General features: G+C 70.4%; 20 protein-coding genes. 11 read left to right on the top strand and 9 right to left on the bottom strand.

The window, feature by feature from the left end:
• The first annotated feature begins 90 nt into the window (after positions 1 to 90).
• The 3 genes from ACYVO6_RS33870 to ACYVO6_RS33860 all read left to right on the top strand — a co-directional run bounded on the left by ACYVO6_RS33870 (position 91) and on the right by ACYVO6_RS33860 (position 4,272).
• Complete coding sequence (locus tag ACYVO6_RS33870; protein WP_461067950.1) at positions 91 to 852, top strand: DeoR/GlpR family DNA-binding transcription regulator; 762 nt, start codon at positions 91 to 93, stop codon at positions 850 to 852.
• The gene (gene pfkB, locus ACYVO6_RS33865) at positions 849 to 1,796 is read left to right on the top strand and encodes a 1-phosphofructokinase (RefSeq protein WP_461067948.1); all 948 of its coding nucleotides are present in this window, start codon (positions 849 to 851) and stop codon (positions 1,794 to 1,796) included. Before ACYVO6_RS33870 ends, pfkB begins: the two co-directional genes overlap by 4 nt.
• Positions 1,797 to 2,106: 310 nt before the next feature.
• The gene (locus tag ACYVO6_RS33860) at positions 2,107 to 4,272 is read left to right on the top strand and encodes a PTS fructose transporter subunit IIABC (protein WP_461067946.1); all 2,166 of its coding nucleotides are present in this window, start codon (positions 2,107 to 2,109) and stop codon (positions 4,270 to 4,272) included.
• A 506-nt stretch (positions 4,273 to 4,778) separates the two neighbouring features.
• Here the strand turns inward: ACYVO6_RS33860 and ACYVO6_RS33855 are convergent.
• Both ACYVO6_RS33855 and ACYVO6_RS33850 read right to left on the bottom strand, forming a co-directional pair.
• Positions 4,779 to 5,522 carry a DUF6227 family protein gene (locus ACYVO6_RS33855; protein ID WP_461067944.1) on the bottom strand — a complete coding sequence of 248 codons (744 nt, stop codon included), beginning with the start codon at positions 5,520 to 5,522 and terminating at the stop codon, positions 4,779 to 4,781.
• A 251-nt stretch (positions 5,523 to 5,773) separates the two neighbouring features.
• The gene (locus ACYVO6_RS33850) at positions 5,774 to 6,802 is read right to left on the bottom strand and encodes a P1 family peptidase (RefSeq protein WP_461067942.1); all 1,029 of its coding nucleotides are present in this window, start codon (positions 6,800 to 6,802) and stop codon (positions 5,774 to 5,776) included.
• A gap of 38 nt (positions 6,803 to 6,840) precedes the next feature.
• On the opposite strand from ACYVO6_RS33850, the gene ACYVO6_RS33845 reads away from it, so the two are divergent.
• Entirely contained in the window at positions 6,841 to 7,056 is a 216-nt protein-coding gene (locus tag ACYVO6_RS33845; protein ID WP_461067940.1) for a hypothetical protein, read from the top strand.
• Between the two features lie 28 nt (positions 7,057 to 7,084).
• Here ACYVO6_RS33845 and mscL read toward each other — a convergent pair whose 3' ends face one another.
• The 6 genes from mscL to ACYVO6_RS33815 form a co-directional block, all read right to left on the bottom strand.
• A complete protein-coding gene (gene mscL / locus ACYVO6_RS33840) occupies positions 7,085 to 7,555 on the bottom strand; it encodes a large conductance mechanosensitive channel protein MscL (protein ID WP_461067938.1) in 471 nt (156 codons plus the stop codon).
• Positions 7,556 to 7,690: 135 nt separating this feature from the next.
• The gene (locus tag ACYVO6_RS33835; RefSeq protein WP_461067936.1) at positions 7,691 to 8,266 is read right to left on the bottom strand and encodes a hypothetical protein; all 576 of its coding nucleotides are present in this window, start codon (positions 8,264 to 8,266) and stop codon (positions 7,691 to 7,693) included.
• A 201-nt stretch (positions 8,267 to 8,467) separates the two neighbouring features.
• On the bottom strand, positions 8,468 to 9,310 hold the full coding sequence (locus ACYVO6_RS33830) for an S-methyl-5'-thioadenosine phosphorylase (protein WP_461067934.1): 843 nt from the start codon (positions 9,308 to 9,310) through the stop codon (positions 8,468 to 8,470).
• A gap of 74 nt (positions 9,311 to 9,384) precedes the next feature.
• Entirely contained in the window at positions 9,385 to 9,705 is a 321-nt protein-coding gene (locus tag ACYVO6_RS33825; RefSeq protein ID WP_461067932.1) for an FmdB family zinc ribbon protein, read from the bottom strand.
• A 69-nt stretch (positions 9,706 to 9,774) separates the two neighbouring features.
• Positions 9,775 to 11,064 carry an MFS transporter gene (locus ACYVO6_RS33820; RefSeq protein WP_461067930.1) on the bottom strand — a complete coding sequence of 430 codons (1,290 nt, stop codon included), beginning with the start codon at positions 11,062 to 11,064 and terminating at the stop codon, positions 9,775 to 9,777.
• A gap of 233 nt (positions 11,065 to 11,297) precedes the next feature.
• Complete coding sequence (locus ACYVO6_RS33815) at positions 11,298 to 12,824, bottom strand: potassium/proton antiporter (RefSeq protein ID WP_461067984.1); 1,527 nt, start codon at positions 12,822 to 12,824, stop codon at positions 11,298 to 11,300.
• A 189-nt stretch (positions 12,825 to 13,013) separates the two neighbouring features.
• Between ACYVO6_RS33815 and ACYVO6_RS33810 the strand changes: the two genes are divergently transcribed.
• Positions 13,014 to 15,758: a penicillin acylase family protein gene (locus ACYVO6_RS33810; RefSeq protein ID WP_461067928.1), complete on the top strand. Its 2,745-nt coding sequence runs from the start codon at positions 13,014 to 13,016 to the stop codon at positions 15,756 to 15,758.
• A 112-nt stretch (positions 15,759 to 15,870) separates the two neighbouring features.
• On the opposite strand, the gene ACYVO6_RS33805 is transcribed toward ACYVO6_RS33810, so the two are convergent.
• Positions 15,871 to 16,458, bottom strand: coding sequence for a 5-formyltetrahydrofolate cyclo-ligase (locus tag ACYVO6_RS33805; protein ID WP_461067926.1), 588 nt, complete (start codon positions 16,456 to 16,458; stop codon positions 15,871 to 15,873).
• Positions 16,459 to 16,591: 133 nt separating this feature from the next.
• Here ACYVO6_RS33805 and galU point away from each other — a divergent pair, with 133 nt between their 5' ends.
• From galU to sepX, 6 genes are all read left to right on the top strand, one after another.
• Complete coding sequence (gene galU / locus ACYVO6_RS33800; protein ID WP_461067924.1) at positions 16,592 to 17,494, top strand: UTP--glucose-1-phosphate uridylyltransferase GalU; 903 nt, start codon at positions 16,592 to 16,594, stop codon at positions 17,492 to 17,494.
• A 5-nt stretch (positions 17,495 to 17,499) separates the two neighbouring features.
• A complete protein-coding gene (gene glp, locus ACYVO6_RS33795; RefSeq protein WP_461067922.1) occupies positions 17,500 to 18,822 on the top strand; it encodes a molybdotransferase-like divisome protein Glp in 1,323 nt (440 codons plus the stop codon).
• A 54-nt stretch (positions 18,823 to 18,876) separates the two neighbouring features.
• Positions 18,877 to 19,356, top strand: coding sequence for a cyclic pyranopterin monophosphate synthase MoaC (gene moaC, locus ACYVO6_RS33790; RefSeq protein ID WP_461067920.1), 480 nt, complete (start codon positions 18,877 to 18,879; stop codon positions 19,354 to 19,356).
• Positions 19,353 to 19,856, top strand: coding sequence for a MogA/MoaB family molybdenum cofactor biosynthesis protein (locus tag ACYVO6_RS33785; RefSeq protein WP_461067918.1), 504 nt, complete (start codon positions 19,353 to 19,355; stop codon positions 19,854 to 19,856). Before moaC ends, ACYVO6_RS33785 begins: the two co-directional genes overlap by 4 nt.
• A 26-nt stretch (positions 19,857 to 19,882) precedes the next feature.
• Positions 19,883 to 20,512: a GNAT family N-acetyltransferase gene (locus ACYVO6_RS33780; protein ID WP_461067916.1), complete on the top strand. Its 630-nt coding sequence runs from the start codon at positions 19,883 to 19,885 to the stop codon at positions 20,510 to 20,512.
• Positions 20,513 to 20,892: 380 nt separating this feature from the next.
• Positions 20,893 to 22,221, top strand: a complete 1,329-nt coding sequence (sepX, locus tag ACYVO6_RS33775; protein ID WP_461067914.1) for a divisome protein SepX/GlpR — start codon at positions 20,893 to 20,895, stop codon at positions 22,219 to 22,221.
• Positions 22,222 to 22,273: the final 52 nt, after the last annotated feature.

The raw sequence follows: 22,273 nt of genomic DNA, 5'->3' as shown, positions 1-22,273 counted from the left end.
TTTTACGTCTGACCCCGTTTACATTGCGGAAATTCGGGCGTAGCCTGCGAGTGAAACCACACGTTCGGGCATGGACGGAGGCGAACGGACATGTACGCACCGGAGCGGCAGCAGGAGATCCTCCGGCTGGCGCGTGACGGTGGCCGCGTGGACGTGGTGTCGTTGGCCGAGGAGTTCCAGGTCACGGCCGAGACGATCCGGCGGGACCTGAAGGCGCTGGACCGCGCGGGCCTCGTGCGCCGGGTGCACGGCGGCGCCATCCCGGCCGGACGGCTCGACTTCGAGCCCGATCTGGCCGAGCGGGAGACCACCGCGGCCGACGAGAAGGACCGCATCGCACAGGCCGCGCTCGCCGAACTGCCCAGCAACGGCACGATGATCCTCGACGCGGGCACGACGATAGCCCGGCTCGCCGGGGCCCTCCCGCTGGAGGCGACGCTCACTGTCGTGACGCACAGCCTTCCCATCGCGGCCCGCCTCGCCGACCATCCGGGCATCCAGCTCCACCTCGTCGGGGGGCGCGTACGTCACCGCACGCGCGCCGCTGTCGACGCCTGGGCGCTGCGGGCGTACGGCGAGATCCGTGCCGATGTCGTCTTCCTCGCCACGAACGGCTTCTCCCTCGAGTACGGACTGACCACGCCCGACCTCGCCGAGGCCGCCGTGAAGCGCGCGGCTGTCGGCGCCGCGCGCCGCGTGGTGCTGCTCGCCGACTCCGCCAAGCACGGCCAGGAGCACTTCGCGCGCTTCGGCGCCCTCGACGACGTGGACGTTCTGATCACCGACAGCGGGCTGAGCCCTGAAGACGCGACCGCCCTCAAGCGCGGCGGCACGGAAGTGGTGCGTACATGATCCTCACGGTCACCCCCAATCCCTCGCTCGACCGGACCTACGAGATCCCCTCGCTCGACCGCGGCGAGGTCATCCGGGCCACCGGCGAACGCATGGACCCGGGCGGCAAGGGCGTCAACGTCTCACGGGCGGTCACCGCGGCCGGCCGGCGCACCGTCGCCGTACTGCCGCTCGGCGGCGCCCCCGGCTCCCTCGTCGCCACCTTGCTCGACGCGCAGGGCATCGAGGTCGCGCCGGTCCCCGTCGCCGGGGCGACGCGCTCCAACATCGCGCTCGCGGAGGCCGACGGGGTACTGACGAAGATCAACGCACCCGGACCCGAACTCACCGCCGCCGAGGAGGAGTTGCTCCTGGAGACGGTACGGACCCAGTCCCGCGACGCCTCCTGGATCGCCTGCTGCGGCAGCCTGCCGCGCGGCCTCGCCCCGTCCTGGTACGCCGCACTGGTCGCCCGAGCGCACGCCGCCGGCACCCGGATCGCACTGGACACCTCCGGCCCGGCACTGCTCGCGGCCCTGCGCGAACGTCCCGACGTCGTCAAGCCGAACGCCGAGGAACTGGCGGAAGCGGTCGGCCGCCCCCTCGCCACCATCGGCGACGCGGTCAAGGCCGCCGAGGACCTGCGGGAACAGGGCGCCGGTGCGGTGCTGGCCAGCCTCGGCGCCGACGGGCAGTTGCTCGTCGAGGCCTCGGGCGTGTGGTTCGGCAGCGCGCGGGTCGACGTGGTCCGCAGCAATGTGGGCGCGGGCGACTCCTCGCTCGCCGGTTTCCTGATCGCCGGCGGCAGCGGCCCCGACGCCCTCGCCTCCGCCGTCGCACACGGCGCCGCGGCCGTCCAGCTCCCCGGCAGCGTGATGCCGGGGCCGGCCGACCTCGACCCCTCCGCCGTGACCGTCACGTCGGCGGTTCCGGTGGATCGCGTACTGACGGAGCCGGTGTCATGAACTTCCGTACAGCTACCGCCAGTTCAGCCCGTACGACCTGTGCGTCCCGTATGTCTCGTACGACCCCTGGACCGGCCCTGAAGCGGCGGAGCCTGCCCCTCCCCGCCGCAGCCGGGGGGAGGCGGGGTTTCCCCGACCCCGCCTCCACCTTCCCCGCTGACCTCGGCATATGTGACACTTCCGGCAATTCAGTCACGGCTGAGCGCGACACATCTGAACCCAGCCCGTCTGAACGCAGCCGGTCTGAACGCACCACCCCCGTCCCCGCCCATGACTTCCCCCGGGCGATACGCGTGCGAAGGAGCCCGCGATGAGCGAGATGATCACCGCGGATCTGGTCGACCTCGACCTGTCCGCCGATACGAAGGAAGCAGCGGCGCGCGCCCTCGCCGAACGCATGGTGGCCAAGGGCCGGGTGACCGACCTCGAAGGCTTCCTCGCCGACGTGGCCGCCCGCGAGGCCCAGATGCCGACCGGCCTCGATGGCGGCATCGGCATCCCGCACTGCCGGAGCGAACACGTCACCGAGCCGACGCTGGCCTTCGGGCGCAGTGCGGCCGGGATCGACTTCGGCGCTCCGGACGGTCCCGCCGACCTGATCTTCCTGATCGCCGCTCCGGCAGGGGCCGACGACGCCCACCTCACGATCTTGTCGTCGCTGGCCCGGCAGCTGATGAACACCGAGTTCACCTCCGCACTGCGGGCAGTGGACGACGCGGAGGGGGCAGCCGCCCTGATCCGCGGGAACGAGCCCGTAGTGGCCGCGCAGGTCGCCGGCACAGCGGGCAGCACCGAAGACTCCGCGGCGGCACCGGCCGGAGCGGCCTCCGTCGAAGCCGCCGCGGACACCTCGGCCCCTGGGACGACCGCCGAGGACGGCCCCGCCCCGGCGCCGGTCGCGGAGGCTTCCGCAGCCGGCACGGCGGCTGCGGCGCCGAGCACCGACGGCACCGGCTCCGCCCAGCCCGTCGGCGGCCGGCCGTTCCGTATCGTCGCCGTCACCTCCTGCCCCACCGGCATCGCGCACACCTACATGGCGGCCGAGGCGCTGGAGAACGCGGGCCGCGAGAACGACGACATCGAGGTGGTCGTCGAGCCGCAGGGCTCGGCGGGCTTCAACCGGCTCGACCCGGCCGTCATCGCCGCCGCGGACGGCGTGATCTTCGCGCACGACGTGCCCGTACGGGAGAAGGACCGGTTCGCCGGGAAGCCGACCGTGGACGTCGGCGTGAAGGCGGGCATCAACCGGCCCGCCGAGCTGATCGCCGAGGTCCGGGCGAAGGCCGAGCGCGGCGAGGTCACCGCGGCCGCGGGGCCCGGCGGTACGCCGGTCGAGCGGACCGGAGAGCCCGGCGAGGGCTACGGCACCAAGCTCCGCAAGTGGCTGATGTCCGGCGTCAGTTACATGGTCCCGTTCGTCGCCGCGGGCGGTCTGCTCATCGCCCTCGGCTTCGCGATCGGCGGCTACCAGATCAACGAGGCCAAGCCGGTCACCGAGGTCTTCAACTGGGGGCAGGTGGACAGCTGGGGCGCCCTGCTGTTCCAGATCGGCGGCGTCGCCTTCAACTTCCTGATCCCGGTCCTCGCCGGATACATCGCCTACGGCATGGCCGACCGGCCCGGTCTCGTCCCCGGTTTCGTCGGCGGCATGATCGCCTTCAACATCAACGCCGGCTTCCTCGGCGGCCTGGCCGCCGGTCTGCTGGCCGGCGGGGTCGTCCTCGCGATCCAGCGGGTAAAGATCCCGCCAGTGCTGCGCGGCATCATGCCAGTGGTCGTGATCCCGCTGATCTCCTCGATCGTCGTCGGCTTCCTGATGTTCGTGGTCATAGGCAAGCCCATCGCCGAGGCTCAGGAGGCCATGACCGACTGGCTCTCCGGCCTCTCCGGCACCAACGCCATCCTGCTCGGCGTACTGCTCGGCCTGATGATGTGCTTCGACCTCGGCGGCCCGGTCAACAAGGTCGCGTACGCCTTCGCCGCGGGCGGTATCGCCGTTCAGGACCCGAGCAGTTCCGCGATGAAGATCATGGCGGCGGTCATGGCGGCCGGCATGGTGCCCCCGCTGGGCATGGCCCTGGCCACCACGATCCGCAAGAGGCTGTTCACCAAGGCCGAGCAGGAGAACGGCAAGGCGGCCTGGGTACTGGGCGCCTCCTTCATCTCCGAGGGAGCGATCCCCTTCGCGGCCGCCGACCCGCTGCGGGTCATCCCGGCCTCGATGGCGGGCGGCGCGGTCACCGGCGCCCTGACCATGGCCTTCGGCTCGACCCTGCGCGCCCCCCACGGCGGCATCTGGGTCACCTTCCTGATCGGCAGGCCCTTCCTCTACCTCCTGGCCATCGCAGCCGGCACCGCCGTAACGGCAGGCCTGGTCATAGCCCTGAAGGGCATGCGCAAAACCAAGCCGGAGGGCGAGGCCGAGCGGCCGGAGGCCGCGGCGGCCTCAAAGGCGAAGGAGCCGGTAGCAGCCTGAGCTCCACCGGGACGGGCTGTGGCCCGGGACGCAAGTCCCGGGCCACAGCGCGTCTGACACGTATGTCGGGTGCGGGGTGCCTCCGGCGGTTGGGCGGGTGGGTTCGTTGTCGGCTGCCGGTCGGTTGTGGCTGGTCGCGCAGTTCCCCGCGCCCCTGGGTGGGTGGTGGGTCGGGGCCGTGGGCCGGTGCGTCAGCCCGTCGCAGGCCGGGCGTACGACCCGGTGTCGGTACACCGCGAAGGTGGCCTGAGACCGAACCTACGCGACGGGCATACGACGCACCGGCCCACGGCCCCTCCCGCCGGTGGGAGGATGCCGGCGTGTGGGGGTGCGGGCTTTCCCGGGGCCCGGGCTTGTTCGGGGCGCCGGGTCCTCGGGGCGCGGGAAGGCGCAGGCTTTTTAGGGGCGCGGGGAACTGCGCGACCAGCCACAACGAACCCGCACTCGCCCATGAACCGAACCCACCACCCCCGTAGGCCCCCGCCCAACCGCCGGAGGCAACCCGCTCAACCGCCGGAGGCAGAGGCGCGCCTCTCCATCGCGTCCCGCGCAGCGTCCTCACTCGCGTACACCTCACACATGTGCCGCCCATCAGGCGTAGCCGTGTGCTCGACCTCCCAGAGGGACAACTCCCGCCCGTCCAGCAGCAGAAACGCATGCTCGTAGAGCGAGAAGCCCACCCCCCGCCCCCCATACGGCCGCCCGAACGCCTGCGTGATCTCGTGCGCGAACGCCATCCGCAGCAGCTCGGCCATCTCCTCACCCGGCCGGTCCACGTTCTCGGCGCGCCGCAGCAACCGCCGTCCATGGTCCGCCGAGTCATCGAGCACGTACACATGCCGAGGCTCGGGAACCGGCGCCAGCCGCGCCATGACCGGCATCTCGAAGTCCGGCTCGTCGGGCGGCAGCGGCAACCGCGCGGTCGCGGCCCGCAACTCCTCCCACTCCTCGTACACCTCGTGCTCCACATGGCTGCCGGGCCCGGTGTTGTGGACCAGCTCCCACAGCGTGAGCGCCGAACCGTCGGCGAGCAGCCACGTGTGCCGGTACGTCTCGCGGTGCAGCCCGGCACTGTGGTGCGCGGAGTGCAGCGAACTGTCGTGTGCCAGCGCGGAGTCGAGCCGTCCTATCGTCTCGTCGGAGAGCTCGAAGGAGTTCAGGGCGCGGCCGAGGAGTCGCGCGAGATGCTCCTCAGGAGACTCGGGCGACTCGGGTGGCTCGTACGCTGCCGTCTCGTACGGAACGCTCAAGGTTTCTCCCGGCGTTGCTGCATGTCACCTTGTGGGTGCATACCGTAGCCCCTCAGCCGGACATCATGTCCGGGAACCGAGAAAACGTACGCACAGAAAACGTGGAACCCGCGCGACAAGTTCCCCTCCACCCTGACACAACCTCAAACTCCCCTGCTCAGAAGGGGGGGGCAGGCACCCCTTCCCGTGCGCCCCGCCCACCGGCACCCCTTCCCCGCCTCCCCGCCCCCTTCCCCGCCGACTGGCCCCCGCTACAAGTCGCCGTACAACTCCCCATACGCCGGCCACACCCCACCCGGCCCCTCCACCGACTCGGCGGCCCGTACCGCCCGCACGATCGCCCGTGTCACCAGATCCGCCCCGGCCGCGAGGACCTCGTTCAGCGCGAGCGGGTTCTCCTCCGCCAGCGGACGCGCCCCTGTGGCGAGCGTGAACACCGTGTCTCCGTCGTTGAGCAGATGCACCGGCCGTACGGCGCGCGCGATGCCGTCGTGCGCTGTCCCCGCCAGCTTCTGCGCCTGTGCCTTCGACAACTCCGCGTCGGTGGCGACCACCGCGAGCGTGGTGTTCAGCGGGGGAGCGCCGTTCTTCGCCGCGGCCTCGGCCAGCCGGGCCCGCGCCGCCTCGTGCACCTTCTCCGCCGGATACGTCATACGCCCCTGGAACAGCTCCCCGTACAACGCCCCCGTCAGCGGATCCACCGCCGACCCCGCCGCGTTGGCCACCACCAGCGCCGCCACCGTGACACCCGAGTCGAGCACGGCACTCGCGCTGCCGATCCCTCCCTTCATGCTCCCGACCGTCGCTCCCGTACCGGCGCCCACGCAGCCCTCCTGAACCGGCGCGCCGAGCTCGCTCGCTGCGGCTGCCGTCACCGCCTCGCGGCCGGTCGCCGCGTCGGGCCTGGCCCGGAAGTCGCCGCCGCGTCCCAGGTCGAAGACACAGGCCGCGGGGACGACCGGCACCACGTGTGCCGGATCGGGCCCGACGCGCACCCCGCGTCCCCTCTCCTCCAGCCAGGCCATCACGCCTGCCGCCGAGTCCAGCCCGTACGCACTGCCGCCGGTCAGGACCAGTGCCTCGATCTTCCGCACCACGTTGCGTGGATCGAGCGCGTCGGTCTCCTTGGTGCCGGGCCCGCCGCCGCGCACGTCCACGGCCGCGACCGCACCGCCCTCCGGAGCCAGGACGACCGTCGTACCGGTCAGCCAACCGCCGCCTGTCCGCGTGGCATGCCCCACGCGCAGTCCGGTCACATCTGTCAGAGCGCCAACTGTCATGGCACCCAGTGTCGCCCTCAGGGCCGTACCCTGAAGCCATGAGCAGCACCCCCGCCCCCGAACCCCACCCTGCGCCTTCCCAGGGGGTAGCCCCGGCCCCCCGGGACTCCCGCAAGCCCGCGCTGGTCTTCGACGATCCGTTGAGCCAGCAGTCCGCGGACGACACGGACGGCGGGTGGGGCGAGCGGCCCAGCGGTGACAGTGCTGGGGACCTGGCCCGCTTCCTGGACGAGAAGCCGCCCCACCACCTCTGAGCCCGGCAGGCCCGGCCAGCCGTGGTCGCTAGTCCTGTGTGTGCCCCGAGCCGCGCTGCGCCACCAGGGCGTCGCGGATCTCCTTCAGGACCTCCAGCTCGGTCACCTCGATAACCTCGTGCGCGCCCTCCTTCTCCTTCTGGCGGGCCGCCTGCCGGGCCAGGTACTTGGACATCGGCAGCACCATCAGGAAGTAGACGACGGCCGCAGTGATCACGAACGAGAGCGTCGCGCCGAGCACCGAACCCCACATGATCCGGACGCCCTCCGCGGTGGCACCGGTGCCTGTGCAGGGGCCCTTGATGCAGGAGCTGTAGTTGTCCAGGTTCTTTGTGCCGATCGCGCCCACCAGGGGGTTGATGACTCCCTGCACCACCGAGTTGACGATGTTGGTGAAGGCCGCGCCGATGACCACCGCCACTGCCAGGTCGACGACGTTCCCGCGCATCAGGAAGGTCTTGAAGCCCTCCCAGACGCCCGGTTTCTTGTTCTCGCTCACCAGGGAGCCCCTCTTCAGCCGCACGAGTTGTGGAACGAACAGCTCCGCAACCTACGGCAGAGCGTGGCGAACCTGTCCAACACCCCAGTTCCAACGAGGGACTTGACAGCCAGCCGGTGATCCGCTTCAGCAAGCTCAGCACAGGGTCACCGCCAATCGCGAGGTCGCGCCGGCTCCGGCCAGCCGCACCGCCGTCTGCCGCGGCACCGACAGCACGACCAGCGCACCGCCTTCGGCCACACCGTCCAGGGCCTCGGGCACCTTCGTCACCCGCACCCCGCGCGCGACCACCCGCGCATCACCGCCACCCGCCGCCGACTCCTCGGCCGCGACGACATCGACACGATCGCCCGGCCGCAACAGCCGTACCGTCGCGCCGTCCGCGATCCGCACCGGCGCCGTCACCATCTCGACGGCCCGCCGCTCCCGCACGGGATCGCCCGCCACTCTCGACTCCGCCGCGACAGGCGGTGTATCGGCGGAGTGGGCCCTTGCCCGGCCGGCGTCCCGTGGCCCCGCCGCCACCAGCGCGGCAGCGGTCACGGCGAGCCCCGCGGCCACGGCCCGCCTTCTGTGCCGTACGAGCCGTCGCAGTTGATACCGCCCGCCACGCACCCGCACGGGAGCGAAGTGCGGCACTTCGCAGGTACCGGGTGCGTCCGTGCCCAACGGGCGCGGAAAGGAAGGGAGTAGCGACACGAGAACCACCACCAGCGGGTCGGGAGATCGGCTTGCGATGCCAGACTGCGGCCTCGCGCCGAATCCCGCTGCGGCCCGTGGACTACCGGCCGGTTGTGGACAACTCGCTCACCCGAAGGGGGAGTTCCGCTCCAACCGAGCCGTCCACAGAGCCACCGAGCCGTCCACAGAACCGCCCTGAGATCCCCGGCACCCGAAGCCCCCGGGACCGCCCTACGGCAGATCGAACCCCGGATCCATCCCGCCCAGCGCCTTCGCGCACAGGCAATCCCGCGCCCCGTTCTCGGGCAGCCCCGCCACCGCGTCGAACAGCACACCCCGCAGCCGTTCCACATTCGCCGCGAACACCTGCAGCACCTCCTCGTGCGAGACGCCCTCGCCGGTCTCGGCCCCCGCGTCGAGGTCGGTGACCAGGGTCAATGACGTGTAGCAGAGCTCGAGTTCACGGGCGAGCGCCGCCTCGGGATGCCCGGTCATACCCACCACCGACCAGCCCTGCGCCTGGTGCCACAACGATTCGGCACGGGTGGAGAACCGCGGCCCCTCGACCACCACGAGCGTCCCGCCGTCCACCGGCTCCCAGTCCCGGCCGCGGGCCGCCTCCAGCGCGGCCTCGCGCCCGACGGGGCAGTACGGGTCGGCCAGGGACACATGCACCACGTTCGGCACTTGGCCCCCCGGCAACGGCATCCCGTCGAAGTACGTCTGCTCCCGGGACTTCGTACGGTCCACCATCTGGTCCGGTACGAGCAGCGTTCCCGGGCCGTACTCCTGACGCAGCCCGCCGACCGCGCAGGGCCCGAGCACCTGACGCGCCCCGACGGAGCGCAGCGCCCACAGGTTCGCGCGGTAGTTGATGCGGTGCGGCGGCAGATGGTGGGCGCGGCCGTGGCGGGGGAGGAAGGCGACCCGCCGCCCGGCGATCTCGCCCAGGAAAAGGGAGTCGCTGGGCGCCCCGTAGGGCGTGGCCACCTGTATCTCGGTCACGTCGTCGAGGAAGGAGTAGAAGCCCGAGCCGCCAATGACGCCGATCTCGGCGTTCTCCGTGTTCGCCATGACCGCACCTTAACCGGGCCCGAAAACGCCACGGACCCCGCCGTCGTGCGACGACAGGGTCTCGTAAGAAAGGCTTACGCGGCCGAGCTGCTGCTCGAGGAGGTGCCGGCGCCGGACGACGACGAGTCCGAGGAGGACGAGGTCGTGGAGGACGACGAATCGGAGGAGGACGAGGTCGACGAGGAGGACGACTTGGCCGTCGAGCTGCTCGACGAGGAGCCGCGGCTGTCGTTGCGGTAGAAGCCGGAGCCCTTGAAGACGATGCCGACCGCGGAGAACACCTTCTTCAGGCGGCCATCACAGCTGGGGCACTCGGTCAGGGCGTCCTCGGTGAACTTCTGCACCACCTCGAGGCCCTCGCCGCACGCGGTGCACTGGTACTGGTAGGTCGGCACTTTGTCTTCCTCCTGGCACTCTCACTCGATGAGTGCTAACGACCATCAATAGTGACCTATTCCCAGCGTTCAGTCCACTGCCAGCGGTACGCGGTGACCGACGCCACGTGCGACGGTCCGACCGATCGGCCTGGGTACGAGCCGCGAGCGCTGGACCACGAGCGTCGCCAGCGCCAGCAGCGTTCCGCCCATCGGGACGAGGAAGCCGGCGCCGTCCCAGAGGCGGTCCTCCAGCTGTCCGGCGACGGTGACGGCCACCGCCTGCCCGAGCGCGACCGCGCCGGTCAGCCAGGTGAAGGCCTCCGTGCGGGCCCCTGCCGGAACCAGGCCGTCGACCAGCGTGTAGCCGGTGATCAGGGCGGGCGCGACGCACATGCCGACCAGGAGGCCGACTCCCGCGAGGGCGACAACGGAGTGCGCGGCCCACAGACCGGAGGCGGTCAGTGCCAGTGCCGCGTACCCGATGACCAGACGGCGGCGCGGAGCTGTCTTCCAGGCGATGGCGCCGCAGACGATCCCGGAGAGCATGTTGCCCGCGGCGAAGGTGCCGTACAGGACGCCGTTCAGGCCGGGCTCGCCGATCGACTCGGTGAACGCGGCGAGCGAGACCTGCATACCGCCGAAGACGGAACCGATGCCCAGGAAGGCCACGATCAAGACACGTACTCCGGGGACCGACACAGCGGAAACGTGCTCCACGCGCGCGTGCCCGTCGAGACGTACAGCGGGCTGCGTGCTCTTCTGGGCCGCGAACAGCAGACCGCCGACCAGGGTCAGCGCGGCCTCCGTGAGCAGGCCCGCCGCCGGGTCCACGGTGGTGCACAGCGCGGTCGCGAGCAGCGGGCCGAGTACGAAGGTCAGCTCGTCGGTGACGGACTCGAAGGCCGCCGCGGTCGTCATCAGGGGCGAGCCCTGGAGCTTGACGCCCCAGCGGGCCCGCACCATGGGCCCGATCTGCGGCACGGAGGCGCCGGTCGGGACGGCCGCCGCGAACAGCGTCCACAGGGGAGCGTCCGTGAGCGCGAGCGCCGTCAGGGAGAGACCCGCCACGGTGTGGACGAGGACGCCGGGCACCAGGACGGTGCGCTGCCCGTGACGGTCGGCGAGACGGCCGGTGAGGGGCGCGAACAGTGCCATGGAGACACCGGTCACGGCGGCGACGGCACCGGCAGCCCCGTACGAGCCGGTGGTGTGCTGCACGAGCAGCACAAGGGACAGCGTCAGCATCGCGAACGGCTGCCGTGCGGCGAAGCCGGGAAGCAGGAACGTCCAGGCGCCCCGTGTGCGCAGCAGTTGCCCGTATCCCGGGCGGGAGGAGACCGATGTCCTGGCGGACTCGGAGGTGACCGTGGATGCCACGGCCCGTGCCTTTCTGCCGCCTGGTGGCGCGCCCGTCCAAAGGCGCCGCCGAGAGCTGTCCTCTTGCGCGGAACTGCGGTAGATACCGGGCCGCCCACTGTGAGGGCACCGCGGCCGCCATACGGTCGCGCCAGCTCTGCGTCAGGCAGAGTTGGTTCGATCTGAGTGCGCCTTCATCATACAGGTATCCGTGATTGTGCCCCTGGGAAAGCCAGCACCCGAGCCACATCCACCTACGAAGTGCCGTTACCGCCCGTCCCCAGCCACCCCGCCAGCTTGCCGCCCCGCCCGACCGCCCGCAGTCGCCGCTCGGCCGCGTCCCGGACCGGGTCCGTGGCCACCACGAGGAGTTCGTCGCCGCGTTGCAGAATCGTCGTGGGCAGCGGGACGAACGATTCTCCGTCCCGTACGACCAGCGTGACCGCGGCGCCCGGAGGCAGCCGCAGCTCGTTGATCTCGACGCCGTGCATTTTCGACCCCTCCGGGATCGCGACGGACAGCAGATGTCCGCGAAGCCGCTCCAGGGGCGCCGATTCGATGCCCAGGTCGGCTGCCTCGGCGGCGGACTTGCCCAGGCTCAGCTTCCGGGCCAGCCAGGGGAGGGTCGGGCCCTGTACGAGGGTGTAGACGACGACCAGTATGAAGACGATGTTGAAGATGCGACGGCTCTCTTCGACGCCGCTCACCATCGGAATCGTGGCCAGGATGATGGGCACGGCGCCGCGCAGGCCCGCCCAGGACATCAGGACCTGCTCCTGCCACGGCAGCCGGAACGGCAGCAGAGCCACCACGACGCTCAGTGGCCGCGCCACCATGGTCAGCACCAGGCCGATGCCGAGCGCGGTCCAGAAGTCCTCCTCCAGCTCGTGCGGCGTGACCAGCAGGCCGAGCAGGACGAACATGCCGATCTGGGCGATCCAGCCGAGCCCGTCGGCGAAGCCGCGGGTGGCGGGCCAGTGCGGCAGCTTCTGGTTGCCGAGCACCATCGATGCCAGATACACGGCGAGGAAGCCGCTGCCGTGGGCGAGTGCCCCGCCCGCGTACGCCATGACCGCGATGGCCATGACGGCGATCGGGTAGAGGCCGGAGGCGGGCAGTGCCACATGGCGCAGCCCGTACGCGCCGAGGAAGCCCACCGCGAGCCCGATGGCCGCGCCGATGGCCAGCTCCAGGGCTATCGTGCCGAGCAGCGCGTACCAGTGCTCCACCGGACCGGCTGTGGAGAAGGCAACGACGAGGATGACCACCGGAGCGTCGTTGAAGCCGGACTCGGCCTCCAGCATGCCCGTCAGGCGGGCGGGGAGGGGCACTTTGCGCAGCACCGAGAAGACCGCCGCCGCGTCCGTCGAGGAGACCACCGCGCCGACGATGAGCGCCTGCCGCCACTCCAGATCGATCAGGTAGTGGGCCGCCGTGGCCGTGACGCCGACGCTCACCGCGACGCCCACCAGCGCCAGTGACGAGGCGGCCGGGAGCGCCGGCTTGATCTCCTGCCACTTCGTGCCGAGACCGCCCTCGGCCAGGATCACGACCAGGGCCGCGTATCCGAAGACCTGGGTCAGTTCGGCGTTGTCGAAGTGGATGCCGCCGATGCCGTCCTGCCCCATGGCGATGCCGATGCCCAGGTAGACGAGCAGGCTGGGGAGCCCACTGCGTGAAGAGATGCGAACCGCTGCCACCGCGACGAGCAGAACGAGCGAGCAGATGAGCAGGAGCTGGTTGAGGTGGTGGACAGTCAGCGGGTGCTCCCCTCTCGGCAGTGCAAGTACTTCGTTACTTTACCTAACTCTTGACGCTTTCTTGACGATCGCGAATGTGGCTCCGATCGAGTGAAGAGCCCTGTTCCCGACTCCGCGTCAAGCCGCGCCAGGCCCTGACCTATGGTTGCTCCAGCGTTCAGTCAAAAGCACGGCCCGCCTGCCGCTCGCGTGAGGACAGCAAGGACAGCGATGCCCCCCAACACCACCTCTTCTTCTGGTCAGACGCGCGGCAGGTCCGGCAGGAAGAAGGGGCGCAGAACCCGTCTGATCTTGATCGTCCTGGTCCTGGCCATCATCGGGGGCGTCGGTTACGGGGCGTTCTGGTCGATCAGCACCGTGCGCGCCTCCTTCCCGCAGACCAAGGGATCGATCGAACTGGACGGTCTGTCGGGCCCTGTGGACGTCAAGCGTGACGGCAACGGGATCCCGCAGATCTACGCCGCCACCGACGAGGACCTGTTCATGGCGCAGGGCTATGTCCAGGCGCAGGACCGGTTCTACGAGATGGACGTACGCCGCCACATGACGTCCGGCAGGCTCTCCGAGATGTTCGGCAAGGACCAGGTCGACAACGACGAGTTCCTGCGCACGCTCGGCTGGAAGCGGGTCGCGGAGGAGGAGTACAAGACCAAGCTGTCGGCCGAGACGAAAAAGTACCTCCAGGCGTACGCCAAGGGAGTCAACGCCTACCTCCGGGGCAAGGACGGCGAGGACATCTCCCTGGAGTACGCGGCGCTCGGCTTTTCCAACGACTACAAGCCCGAGGAATGGACTCCGGCCGACTCGGTGGCCTGGCTCAAGGCGATGGCCTGGGACCTGCGCGCCAACATGCAGGACGAGATCGACCGCTCCCTGATGACCAGCCGCCTCGGCCCGCAGCAGATCGCCGACCTGTATCCGCAGTACCCGTACGACCGGAACAAGACGATCGTCCAGGAGGGCGAGTACAACCGGAGCACCGAGGAGTACGAGCAGAGCAGCGGCACGGACGCGTCCGAGGAGGGCTCCGGGCTCGCCGGCGGCGCCACGGCCCCGGACGGGCTGCAGAGCCAGCTGTCGGGCCTCTACGAGGAACTGGACGACGTCCCCACGGCCGTCGGCGTGAACGGCAACGGCATCGGCTCCAACTCCTGGGTCATCGGCGGCGCCCACACCATCAGCGGCAAGCCGCTCCTCGCCAACGATCCGCATCTGTCGCCGTCGCTGCCGTCGGTCTGGTACCAGATGGGCCTGCACTGCAAGAGCGTCTCCGACAAGTGCCAGTACGACGTCTCCGGGTACACCTTCGCGGGCCTGCCGGGCGTGGTCATAGGCCACAACCAGAACATCGCCTGGGGGATGACCAACTCCGGTGCCGACGTCGCCGACCTGTACCTGGAGAAGCTCACCGGGGATGGCTACGAGTACGACGGCAAGGTGAGGTCCTTCACCAGCCGCGAGGAGAAGATCGACGTCGCGGGCGGCGCCAGCAAGACGATCGTCGTCCGGGAGACCGACAACGGGCCGCTGCTGTCCGACCGCGACGACGAGCTCGTGAAGGTCGGCAAGAAGGCCACTGTCGACCAGTCGGCACCCGACCGCGGCGACGGCTACGGCATCGCGCTGCGCTGGACCGCCCTGGACCCCGGCACCTCGATGGACGCCGTCTTCGCGATGAACAAGGCCACCGACTGGACCGGCTTCCGCAAGGCCGCCGCCCTGTTCGACGTGCCCTCGCAGAACCTGATCTACGCCGACACCGAGAACAACATCGGCTACCAGCTGCCCGGCCGGATCCCCAAGCGCGGTGCGGGCGACGGCTCGCTTCCGTCGCCCGGCTGGGACTCCAAGTACGAGTGGACCGGCTACATCAAGCAGTCCGAGCTGCCCTACGAGTACAACCCGGATCGCGGCTACATAGTGACCGCCAACCAGGCCGTCATCGACAAGGAGAAGTACCCCTACACGCTCACCACGGACTGGGGCTACGGCACACGCAGCCAGCGGATCACCGATCTCATCGAGTCGAAACTCAAGGGCGGCGGCAAGGTCTCGACCGACGACATGCGCCAGATGCAGCTCGACAACAGCAGCGAGATCGCCAAGCTCCTGGTGCCTCTGCTGCTCAAGATCGACGTCCCTGACAAGGACGTACGGGACGGGCAGAAGCTCCTGGAGGGCTGGAACTACACCCAGGACGCCGATTCGGCGGCTGCCGCCTACTTCAACGCGGTCTGGCGCAACATCCTGAAGCTCGCGTTCGGCAACAAGCTGCCCAAGGAGCTGCGGGTCGAGGGCCAGTGCCTGTACGTCGAGCCGGTCGACACCACCGGGCCGGCCGACGAGGACCGGCGGGTGCGCGAGTGCGGCGAGCGTGACGCGGACAGCGCGCAGCCGGACGGCGGCGACCGCTGGTTCGAGGTGGTCAGGTCGATCCTCGACGACGAGGACAGCGACTGGTGGCAGGCGCCCGGCAACCGCACCGACGAGGCGGCCACGAACCGCGACGAGCTCTTCGGGCGGGCCCTGGAGGACGCCCGCTGGGAGCTGACCGCCAAGCTCGGCAAGGACATGGACACCTGGAACTGGGGCCGCCTGCACCGGCTGTACCTGAAGAACCAGACCATGGGCACCGACGGTCCCGGCTTCCTGCAGTTCATGCTCAACCGCGGCCCGTACAACCTGGGCGGCGGTGAGGCCGCGGTCAGCGCCACCGGCTGGAACGCCGCGGGTGGCTACACCGTGGTCTGGGTGCCGTCGATGCGGATGGTCGTGAACCTCGACGACCTCGACAAGTCGAAGTGGATCAATCTCACCGGCGCCTCCGGGCACGCCTACAACGCCCACTACATCGACCAGACCGACAAGTGGGCCAAGGGCGAGCTACTGGACTGGGTCTCCACGGAGAGGGCGGTCGACGAGGCCACGGAGGACACGCTGGTGCTGCAGCCCTGAGGCGGACTTCGGCAGACCTCGCCGTGAATCGGCAGGCCCCGCCGTGAAAATGGCCCTCCACGCGCGCGTGGAGGGCCATTTCGCAGATCAGCCTCTACGGGTGGATCAGCCTCTACAGAGGGCGTCGCCGGAAGCGACGTACTCCCGAAGGAGTGATCACCGCGTGCACCGGCCGGTCATGCGGTTCCTCAGGGACACGATCGACCACTTCGGAGTCGTACAGCAGCACCACCAGCGCCGGATCAACCCCCGCCCGCTCCAGCCGCGCGAGCACCCGGTCGTACGACCCGCCGCCGCGCCCGAGCCGCATCCCGCGCGCGTCCACGGCGAGCCCCGGCAGCAGGACGGCACCGGCCGACAGCACGGCATCCGGTCCGAGGCGCTCGCCCGCGGGCTCCAAGAGGGCCATTTTTCCCCGGTGTTGTACGCGGACGAGCGAGCCCTCTCCGCCGTACGCACCCCAGTCCAGGTCGTTGTCCGCCATCAGGGCCGGCAGCAGAACGCGTACCCCGCGCGCGTGGAGCGCGTCGAGGAGCGCGCGCGTACCCGGTTCGCTACCGACGGAGACGTACGCCGCCACGGTGTGCGCCTGCGCCAGTTCGGGCAGCTCCAGGGCGCGGGCGGCGAGTGCGGCTTCCGTTTCCCGTCTGTCATCCGCCGTAAACCGGCTTCTCACCAGGAGGAACTCTTGTCGCAACATCCGTTTGCCAGGCTCCGCATCCGGTCTCGGCCGACTCACAGTTCGCTCCCGTACTCTTGCTCATGCGCTCATATGAGAGCGAATTAACCGGAGCCACACATTCAACACTTTGGCACCGGATATGGTGACCGGCATGACTCAGGCACACCCCAGGATCAGCAAGGCTGTCATCCCCGCAGCGGGCCTCGGTACCCGGTTCCTGCCGGCCACCAAAGCCACTCCCAAGGAGATGCTGCCGGTCGTCGACAAGCCGGCGATCCAGTATGTGGTCGAGGAAGCCGCCTCCGCGGGCCTCGACGACGTCCTCATGATCACAGGCCGTAACAAGCGCCCCCTCGAGGACCATTTCGACCGCAACTACGAGCTGGAATCGGCCCTTCAGAAGAAGGGCGACGCCAACCGGCTCGCCAAGGTGCAGGAGTCCAGCGACCTCGCGACCATGCACTACGTACGCCAGGGCGACCCCAAGGGCCTCGGCCACGCCGTCCTGTGCGCCGCCCCGCACGTCGGCGACGAGCCCTTCGCCGTCCTCCTCGGCGACGACCTGATCGACCCGCGCGACCCCCTGCTCGCGCGCATGGTCCAGGTCCAGGAGCAGTACGGTGGCAGCGTCATCGCCCTCATGGAGGTCGCGCCCGAGCAGATCCACCTCTACGGATGCGCGGCCGTCGACACCACCGCAGACAGCGACGTGGTCAAGGTCCACGACCTGGTCGAGAAGCCGTCCGCGGCGGACGCCCCGTCGAACTACGCGATCATCGGCCGCTACGTCCTCGACCCGCACGTCTTCGACATACTCCGCAAGACCGAGCCGGGCCGCGGCGGCGAGATCCAGCTCACCGACGCCCTCCAGCAGCTCGCCGCCGACGAGAAGGTCGGCGGACCCGTGCACGGCGTCGTCTTCAAGGGCCGCCGCTATGACACCGGCGACCGGGGCGACTACCTGCGTGCCATTGTCCGACTCGCGTGCGAACGTGAAGACCTGGGCCCGGACTTCCGGACCTGGCTTCGCAGTTACGTCACCGAGGAGATGTAGCAACTTTGAGCAGCGCCGCGACCCGCGTCACCGGCCAGGACCACCTCTGGTCGGTGACCGAGCACCTGGAGGACATCCTCACGACCGTCCGTCCCCTCGAACCCATCGAGCTGCAACTCCTCGACGCCCAGGGCTGTGTCCTGGTCGAGGACGTCACGGTGCCGGTCTCCCTGCCGCCGTTCGACAACAGCTCGATGGACGGCTACGCGGTCCGGGTCGCCGATGTCGCGGGCGCGAGCGAGGAGTTCCCGGCCGTCCTCAGGGTCGTCGGGGACGTCGCGGCGGGTCCGGCCGAGCCGCTCCAGGTGGGCCCCGGCGAGGCCGCTCGCATCATGACCGGCGCCCCGCTGCCGCCGGGCGCCGAGACCGTCGTCCCCGTGGAGTGGACCGACGGCGGCCTCGGCGAGGGCCCCGTCTCCCGGATGCGCGCCCACAGCGCGGCCCCCGAGGGCGCTTCCGGGCAGGTCCAGGTGCACCGTCCGGCTCCGGCACGCGCGCACGTGCGCGCGAAGGGCAGCGACGTCAAGGCAGGGGACCGCGCTCTCGAAGCGGGCACGATCCTCGGCCCGCCGCAGATCGCGCTGCTCGCCGCGATCGGCCGCGGGACGGTACGCGTGCGCCCGCGCCCGCGCGTGGTCGTCCTGTCCACCGGCAGCGAACTCGTCCAGCCCGACGAGGAGTTGGGCAACGGCCAGATCTACGACTCCAACAGCTTCGCGCTGACCGCCGCCGCCCGCGACGCCGGAGCCATCGCCTACCGCGTGGGCGCCGTCGCCGACGACGCCGAGACCCTCCGGGCCACCATCGAGGACCAGCTCATCCGCGCCGACCTCCTGGTCACGACTGGCGGCGTCAGCGTGGGGGCGTACGACGTCGTCAAGGAGGCACTGGAGTCCGTCGGCGACGAGGACGAGCCCGGCAGCGGCATCGAGTTCCGCAAGCTCGCCATGCAGCCCGGCAAGCCCCAGGGCTTCGGCTCCATCGGCCCCGACCACACCCCGCTGCTCGCACTGCCCGGCAACCCCGTGTCCTCGTACGTCTCCTTCGAACTCTTCGTACGCCCCGCGATCCGCACCCTGATGGGGGTCGACGACATCCACCGGCCCACGACCAAGGCGGCCCTGAACACCGACAAGGCGCTGACCTCGCCCGCCGGACGCCGTCAATACCTGCGCGGGCGGTACGCGAACGGCGAGGTGACCCCCGTCGGCGGCGCCGGCTCGCATCTGATCGCGGCCCTCGCCCGGGCCGACGCGCTGATCATGATCCCCGAAACCGTGGAATCCGTGGAGCCCGGTACCGAGGTCGAGGTGGTACTCCTCGGCTGACAGGGCCGGGATGGCGGTACCGTGTCGCGCACAACAGGCCCGACCGGGAGCGCCATGAGTACCAACGACCGACTGACCCACATCGACGAGGCGGGCGCCGCCCGCATGGTCGACGTGTCCGGGAAGGATGTGACCGCGCGCACCGCCCGCGCCAGCGGCCGGGTCCTGGTCTCGCCCCGGGTGGTCGAGCTGCTGCGCGGCGAGGGCCTCCCCAAAGGCGACGCCCTCGCCACCGCGCGCATCGCGGGCATCATGGGCGCCAAGCGCACACCGGATCTGATTCCGCTGTGCCACCCGTTGTCGGTGTCGGGTGTCAAGCTTGATCTGTCGGTCGCGGACGACGCTGTCGAGATCCTGGCCACCGTCAAGACCACCGACCGTACGGGTGTGGAGATGGAGGCCCTCACCGCGGTCAGCGTGGCGGCTCTCACCGTGATCGACATGGTCAAGGCGGTCGACAAGGGGGCGGTCATCACGGACGTACGCGTCGAGGAGAAGACAGGCGGCAAGTCGGGCGACTGGAGCCGGACATGACGTATCGCGCCCTTGTGGTGACGGCGTCCAACCGTGCCGCCGCCGGCGTTTACGAGGACAAGGGTGGCCCGCTGATCGCCAAGGGCCTCGGAAGCATGGGGTTCACCGTCGAAGGACCGCAGGTCGTCCCCGACGGAGACCCCGTGGAGGCCGCCCTTCGAGGGGGCGTCGAGGTCGGGTACGACGTCATCGTGACCACCGGAGGCACCGGCATCTCGCCCACCGACCGCACCCCGGAAGCGACCCGGCGCGTCCTCGACCACGAGGTGCCGGGCATTGCGGAGGCCATCCGAGCGTTCGGAAGGGAGAAGGTGCCGACGTCGGCGCTGTCCCGAGGCCTCGCCGGTGTCGCCGGGCGGACGCTGATCGTGAACCTGCCGGGCTCCACCGGCGGGGTCAGGGACGGACTCGCCGTTCTGCGGCCCCTGTTGATCCACGCCGTGGACCAGCTCCGCGGCGGCGATCACCCCAGACCCAGCGGCAGTGGGGGTGCGAGCTGAACAGCCCATCCTGGCCGGTCGAGCTGGTGGACGCCGATGTCGTCCTCCGGCCCATAAAGATGCGCGACCACCGGGCCTGGCGCGACGTCAACCGGCGCAACCGGGACTGGCTGCGCCCCTGGGAAGCCACCATTCCGCCGCCTACGCCCAGCGGGCCTATAGCGCACCGCCCGACCTACCGCCAGATGGTCCGGCATCTGCGCGCCGAGGCCAACGCAGGCCGGATGCTGCCGTTCGCCATCGAGTACCAGGGGCGGCTCGTCGGGCAGTTGACCGTAGCCGGAATCACCTGGGGCTCGATGTGCTCGGGCCATATCGGCTACTGGGTGGACCAGGCGGTCGCCGGACGCGGAGTGATGCCGACGGCCGTCGCTCTCGCGGTCGACCACTGCTTCCGCACCGTCGGGCTGCATCGCATCGAAGTCTGCATTCGCCCCGAGAACGCGCCCAGCCGCCGGGTCGTGGAGAAACTCGGATTCCGCGAGGAAGGACTTCGTCCACGTTATCTTCACATTGACGGGGCCTGGCGCGACCACCTCGTCTTCGCGCTCACGGCAGAAGAGGTGCCCGAGGGCCTGCTCAGCCGCTGGCAGCGGACACGCTCTCGGAACACGTCTGAAAACTCACCGCGGGACACCCCTCGGAACACGGCCTGAGCGCTCCGCTGGGAGTGCGGTTTGCAACTGCGGGTCCGTCGTGGCTGGTCGCGCCCGCGATGGGGGTTCCCCCGCTCATGGGTTCCCCCGCTCGAGCGAAGCCGAGAGTGGGGGAGGAGCCGCAGATTGATACAGCCCCGCGCCCCTGAAGGGGCGCGGGGACCGCACAGGACTTCGGCAAGTCCGCTTAGACCGCCGCCTAAATGAAATGCGTGTTCGAAAATGATCGGTGATCGACCGTCCCGGGGCATTAATTTCCCGGTCCCGGCGGCCTGCTGATCGCATCGGTCACAAAAAAAGCTCGAAATATCAGCCAGATCGTGCGACACACCGGCGGAATTGGCAGATGGCCTCACGTAAACCCCTCTACCGTGTGAGGCGTGAGCAGCAGCGGCCTCATCTACGCAGTCATTGTCGGGGCCTGGGCCGCCTACTTGGTGCCCATGTGGCTCCGTAGGCAGGACGAGCTGAACGAGGCCCGTCCGACGGAACGCTTCAGCACCGCCATCCGGCTGCTGTCCGGACGGGCGGGTATGGAGCGCCGATACGCCAAGGACCTGCGGGCGCGCTCCACCGAAGAGGGGGAGCACGACGCCGAACCGGACGGCCTCACCGCCTCGGTGGACGCCCGGGCCTTCGCCATGCCCCAGACCCGGCGCGAGGCACGGGGCAAGGCCGCGGACGTACGGGACGATGCGCGGGGCGTACGCGGTGAGGGGCGGCCCGAGGCGGAGGGCGGGCCTTCGGGGAAGCGGGCGTCCAGCCCGGCGTCCAAGTCCGCATCCGCGGCGGAGCCGAAGCCCGGCGCCAAGTCGGCGTCGCAGGCGGGCCGTTCGGCCGGTGCCGGGCCCGTGCCTCGGCAGGGAGCGAAGCCCAGAGGGAAGCCGGGCACCAAGCCGTCATCGTCTCCGGCACCGATGTCCTCGCCGTCGTCGGCGCGTGCGCGCCGGGCTGCTGCGGCGGAGGCCGCCGCGCGCGCCCGGCGCTCGAAGGTGCTCGCGCGCCGACGGCGTACGACAACGGTTCTCTTCCTCGCCTTCACGCTCGGCGCGATCGTGGCAGCTGTCGGGGGGCTCACCCTCCTGTGGGCGCCCGGGGTGCCGGCGATACTGCTGAGCGTCTACATAGCGTATCTGCGCTCCCAGGAGCGACGGCGATTCACGTACACGATGGACCGCAGGCGCGCCGAGGCCGCGGCGCAGCGGCTGCGGGAACGGCAGCCGAGGCGGCGACCGCCCGCCGAGCCGGGCACCGCCGACGACCCGGAGGACGGACCCGAGCCGACCAGTGACTCCGGCCTGTCCGCGCTGGCCGCCGACCGTCGTGCCCTCGTCGAGCAGACCGACCACGCGGAGTGGGTCGACCAGCAGCGCGAACGCCGACGCGGTCCGGCCGGCGGCGACAGCTGGGACCCCGTCCCGGTACCGCTGCCGACGTACGTGACGGCCCCTGTCGCCCCGCGCGCCACATCCGGCGTCGACCTGGGCGCACCCGACGCGTGGAGCTCGGCGCGGTCCAGCGCGGCCGAGCGGCCCGCCGCCGGGGCGGCTCCGACGCCGGAGGGCGAGCCGTCCGAGCCCGACGCGGACTCGGACGGCGCCGCGGACGCACGCCGCGCCGCCTCGGCCCGCCGCGCCCGCGAACGCGGCCACACCCCGCTCTTCGACCAGTACGAAGACGGCGACCGGCCGCGCGCCGCCAACGAGTGACACTCCAGAAGCCCCACCCCTGACCAGCCAGGAACGGATTTCCAAGCACCCG

The sequence above is a fragment of the Streptomyces pseudoechinosporeus genome, from assembly GCF_054783935.1.
Note: the sequence above shows the minus strand (reverse complement) of the source record. Positions and strands in the feature narration are given on the sequence as shown.

Excerpts from the sequence above, each read along its gene's own strand:
- galU (WP_461067924.1), top strand. The coding sequence starts at position 16,592 with ATGACTCAGGCACACCCCAGGATCAGCAAGGCTGTCATCCCCGCAGCG.
- ACYVO6_RS33785 (WP_461067918.1), top strand. The coding sequence starts at position 19,353 with ATGACGTATCGCGCCCTTGTGGTGACGGCGTCCAACCGTGCCGCCGCC.
- ACYVO6_RS33830 (WP_461067934.1), bottom strand. The coding sequence starts at position 9,310 with ATGGCGAACACGGAGAACGCCGAGATCGGCGTCATTGGCGGCTCGGGC.
- moaC (WP_461067920.1), top strand. The coding sequence starts at position 18,877 with ATGAGTACCAACGACCGACTGACCCACATCGACGAGGCGGGCGCCGCC.
- ACYVO6_RS33860 (WP_461067946.1), top strand. The coding sequence starts at position 2,107 with ATGAGCGAGATGATCACCGCGGATCTGGTCGACCTCGACCTGTCCGCC.
- ACYVO6_RS33845 (WP_461067940.1), top strand. The coding sequence starts at position 6,841 with ATGAGCAGCACCCCCGCCCCCGAACCCCACCCTGCGCCTTCCCAGGGG.
- ACYVO6_RS33805 (WP_461067926.1), bottom strand. The coding sequence starts at position 16,458 with ATGTTGCGACAAGAGTTCCTCCTGGTGAGAAGCCGGTTTACGGCGGAT.
- ACYVO6_RS33810 (WP_461067928.1), top strand. The coding sequence starts at position 13,014 with ATGCCCCCCAACACCACCTCTTCTTCTGGTCAGACGCGCGGCAGGTCC.
- pfkB (WP_461067948.1), top strand. The coding sequence starts at position 849 with ATGATCCTCACGGTCACCCCCAATCCCTCGCTCGACCGGACCTACGAG.
- ACYVO6_RS33850 (WP_461067942.1), bottom strand. The coding sequence starts at position 6,802 with ATGACAGTTGGCGCTCTGACAGATGTGACCGGACTGCGCGTGGGGCAT.
- ACYVO6_RS33870 (WP_461067950.1), top strand. The coding sequence starts at position 91 with ATGTACGCACCGGAGCGGCAGCAGGAGATCCTCCGGCTGGCGCGTGAC.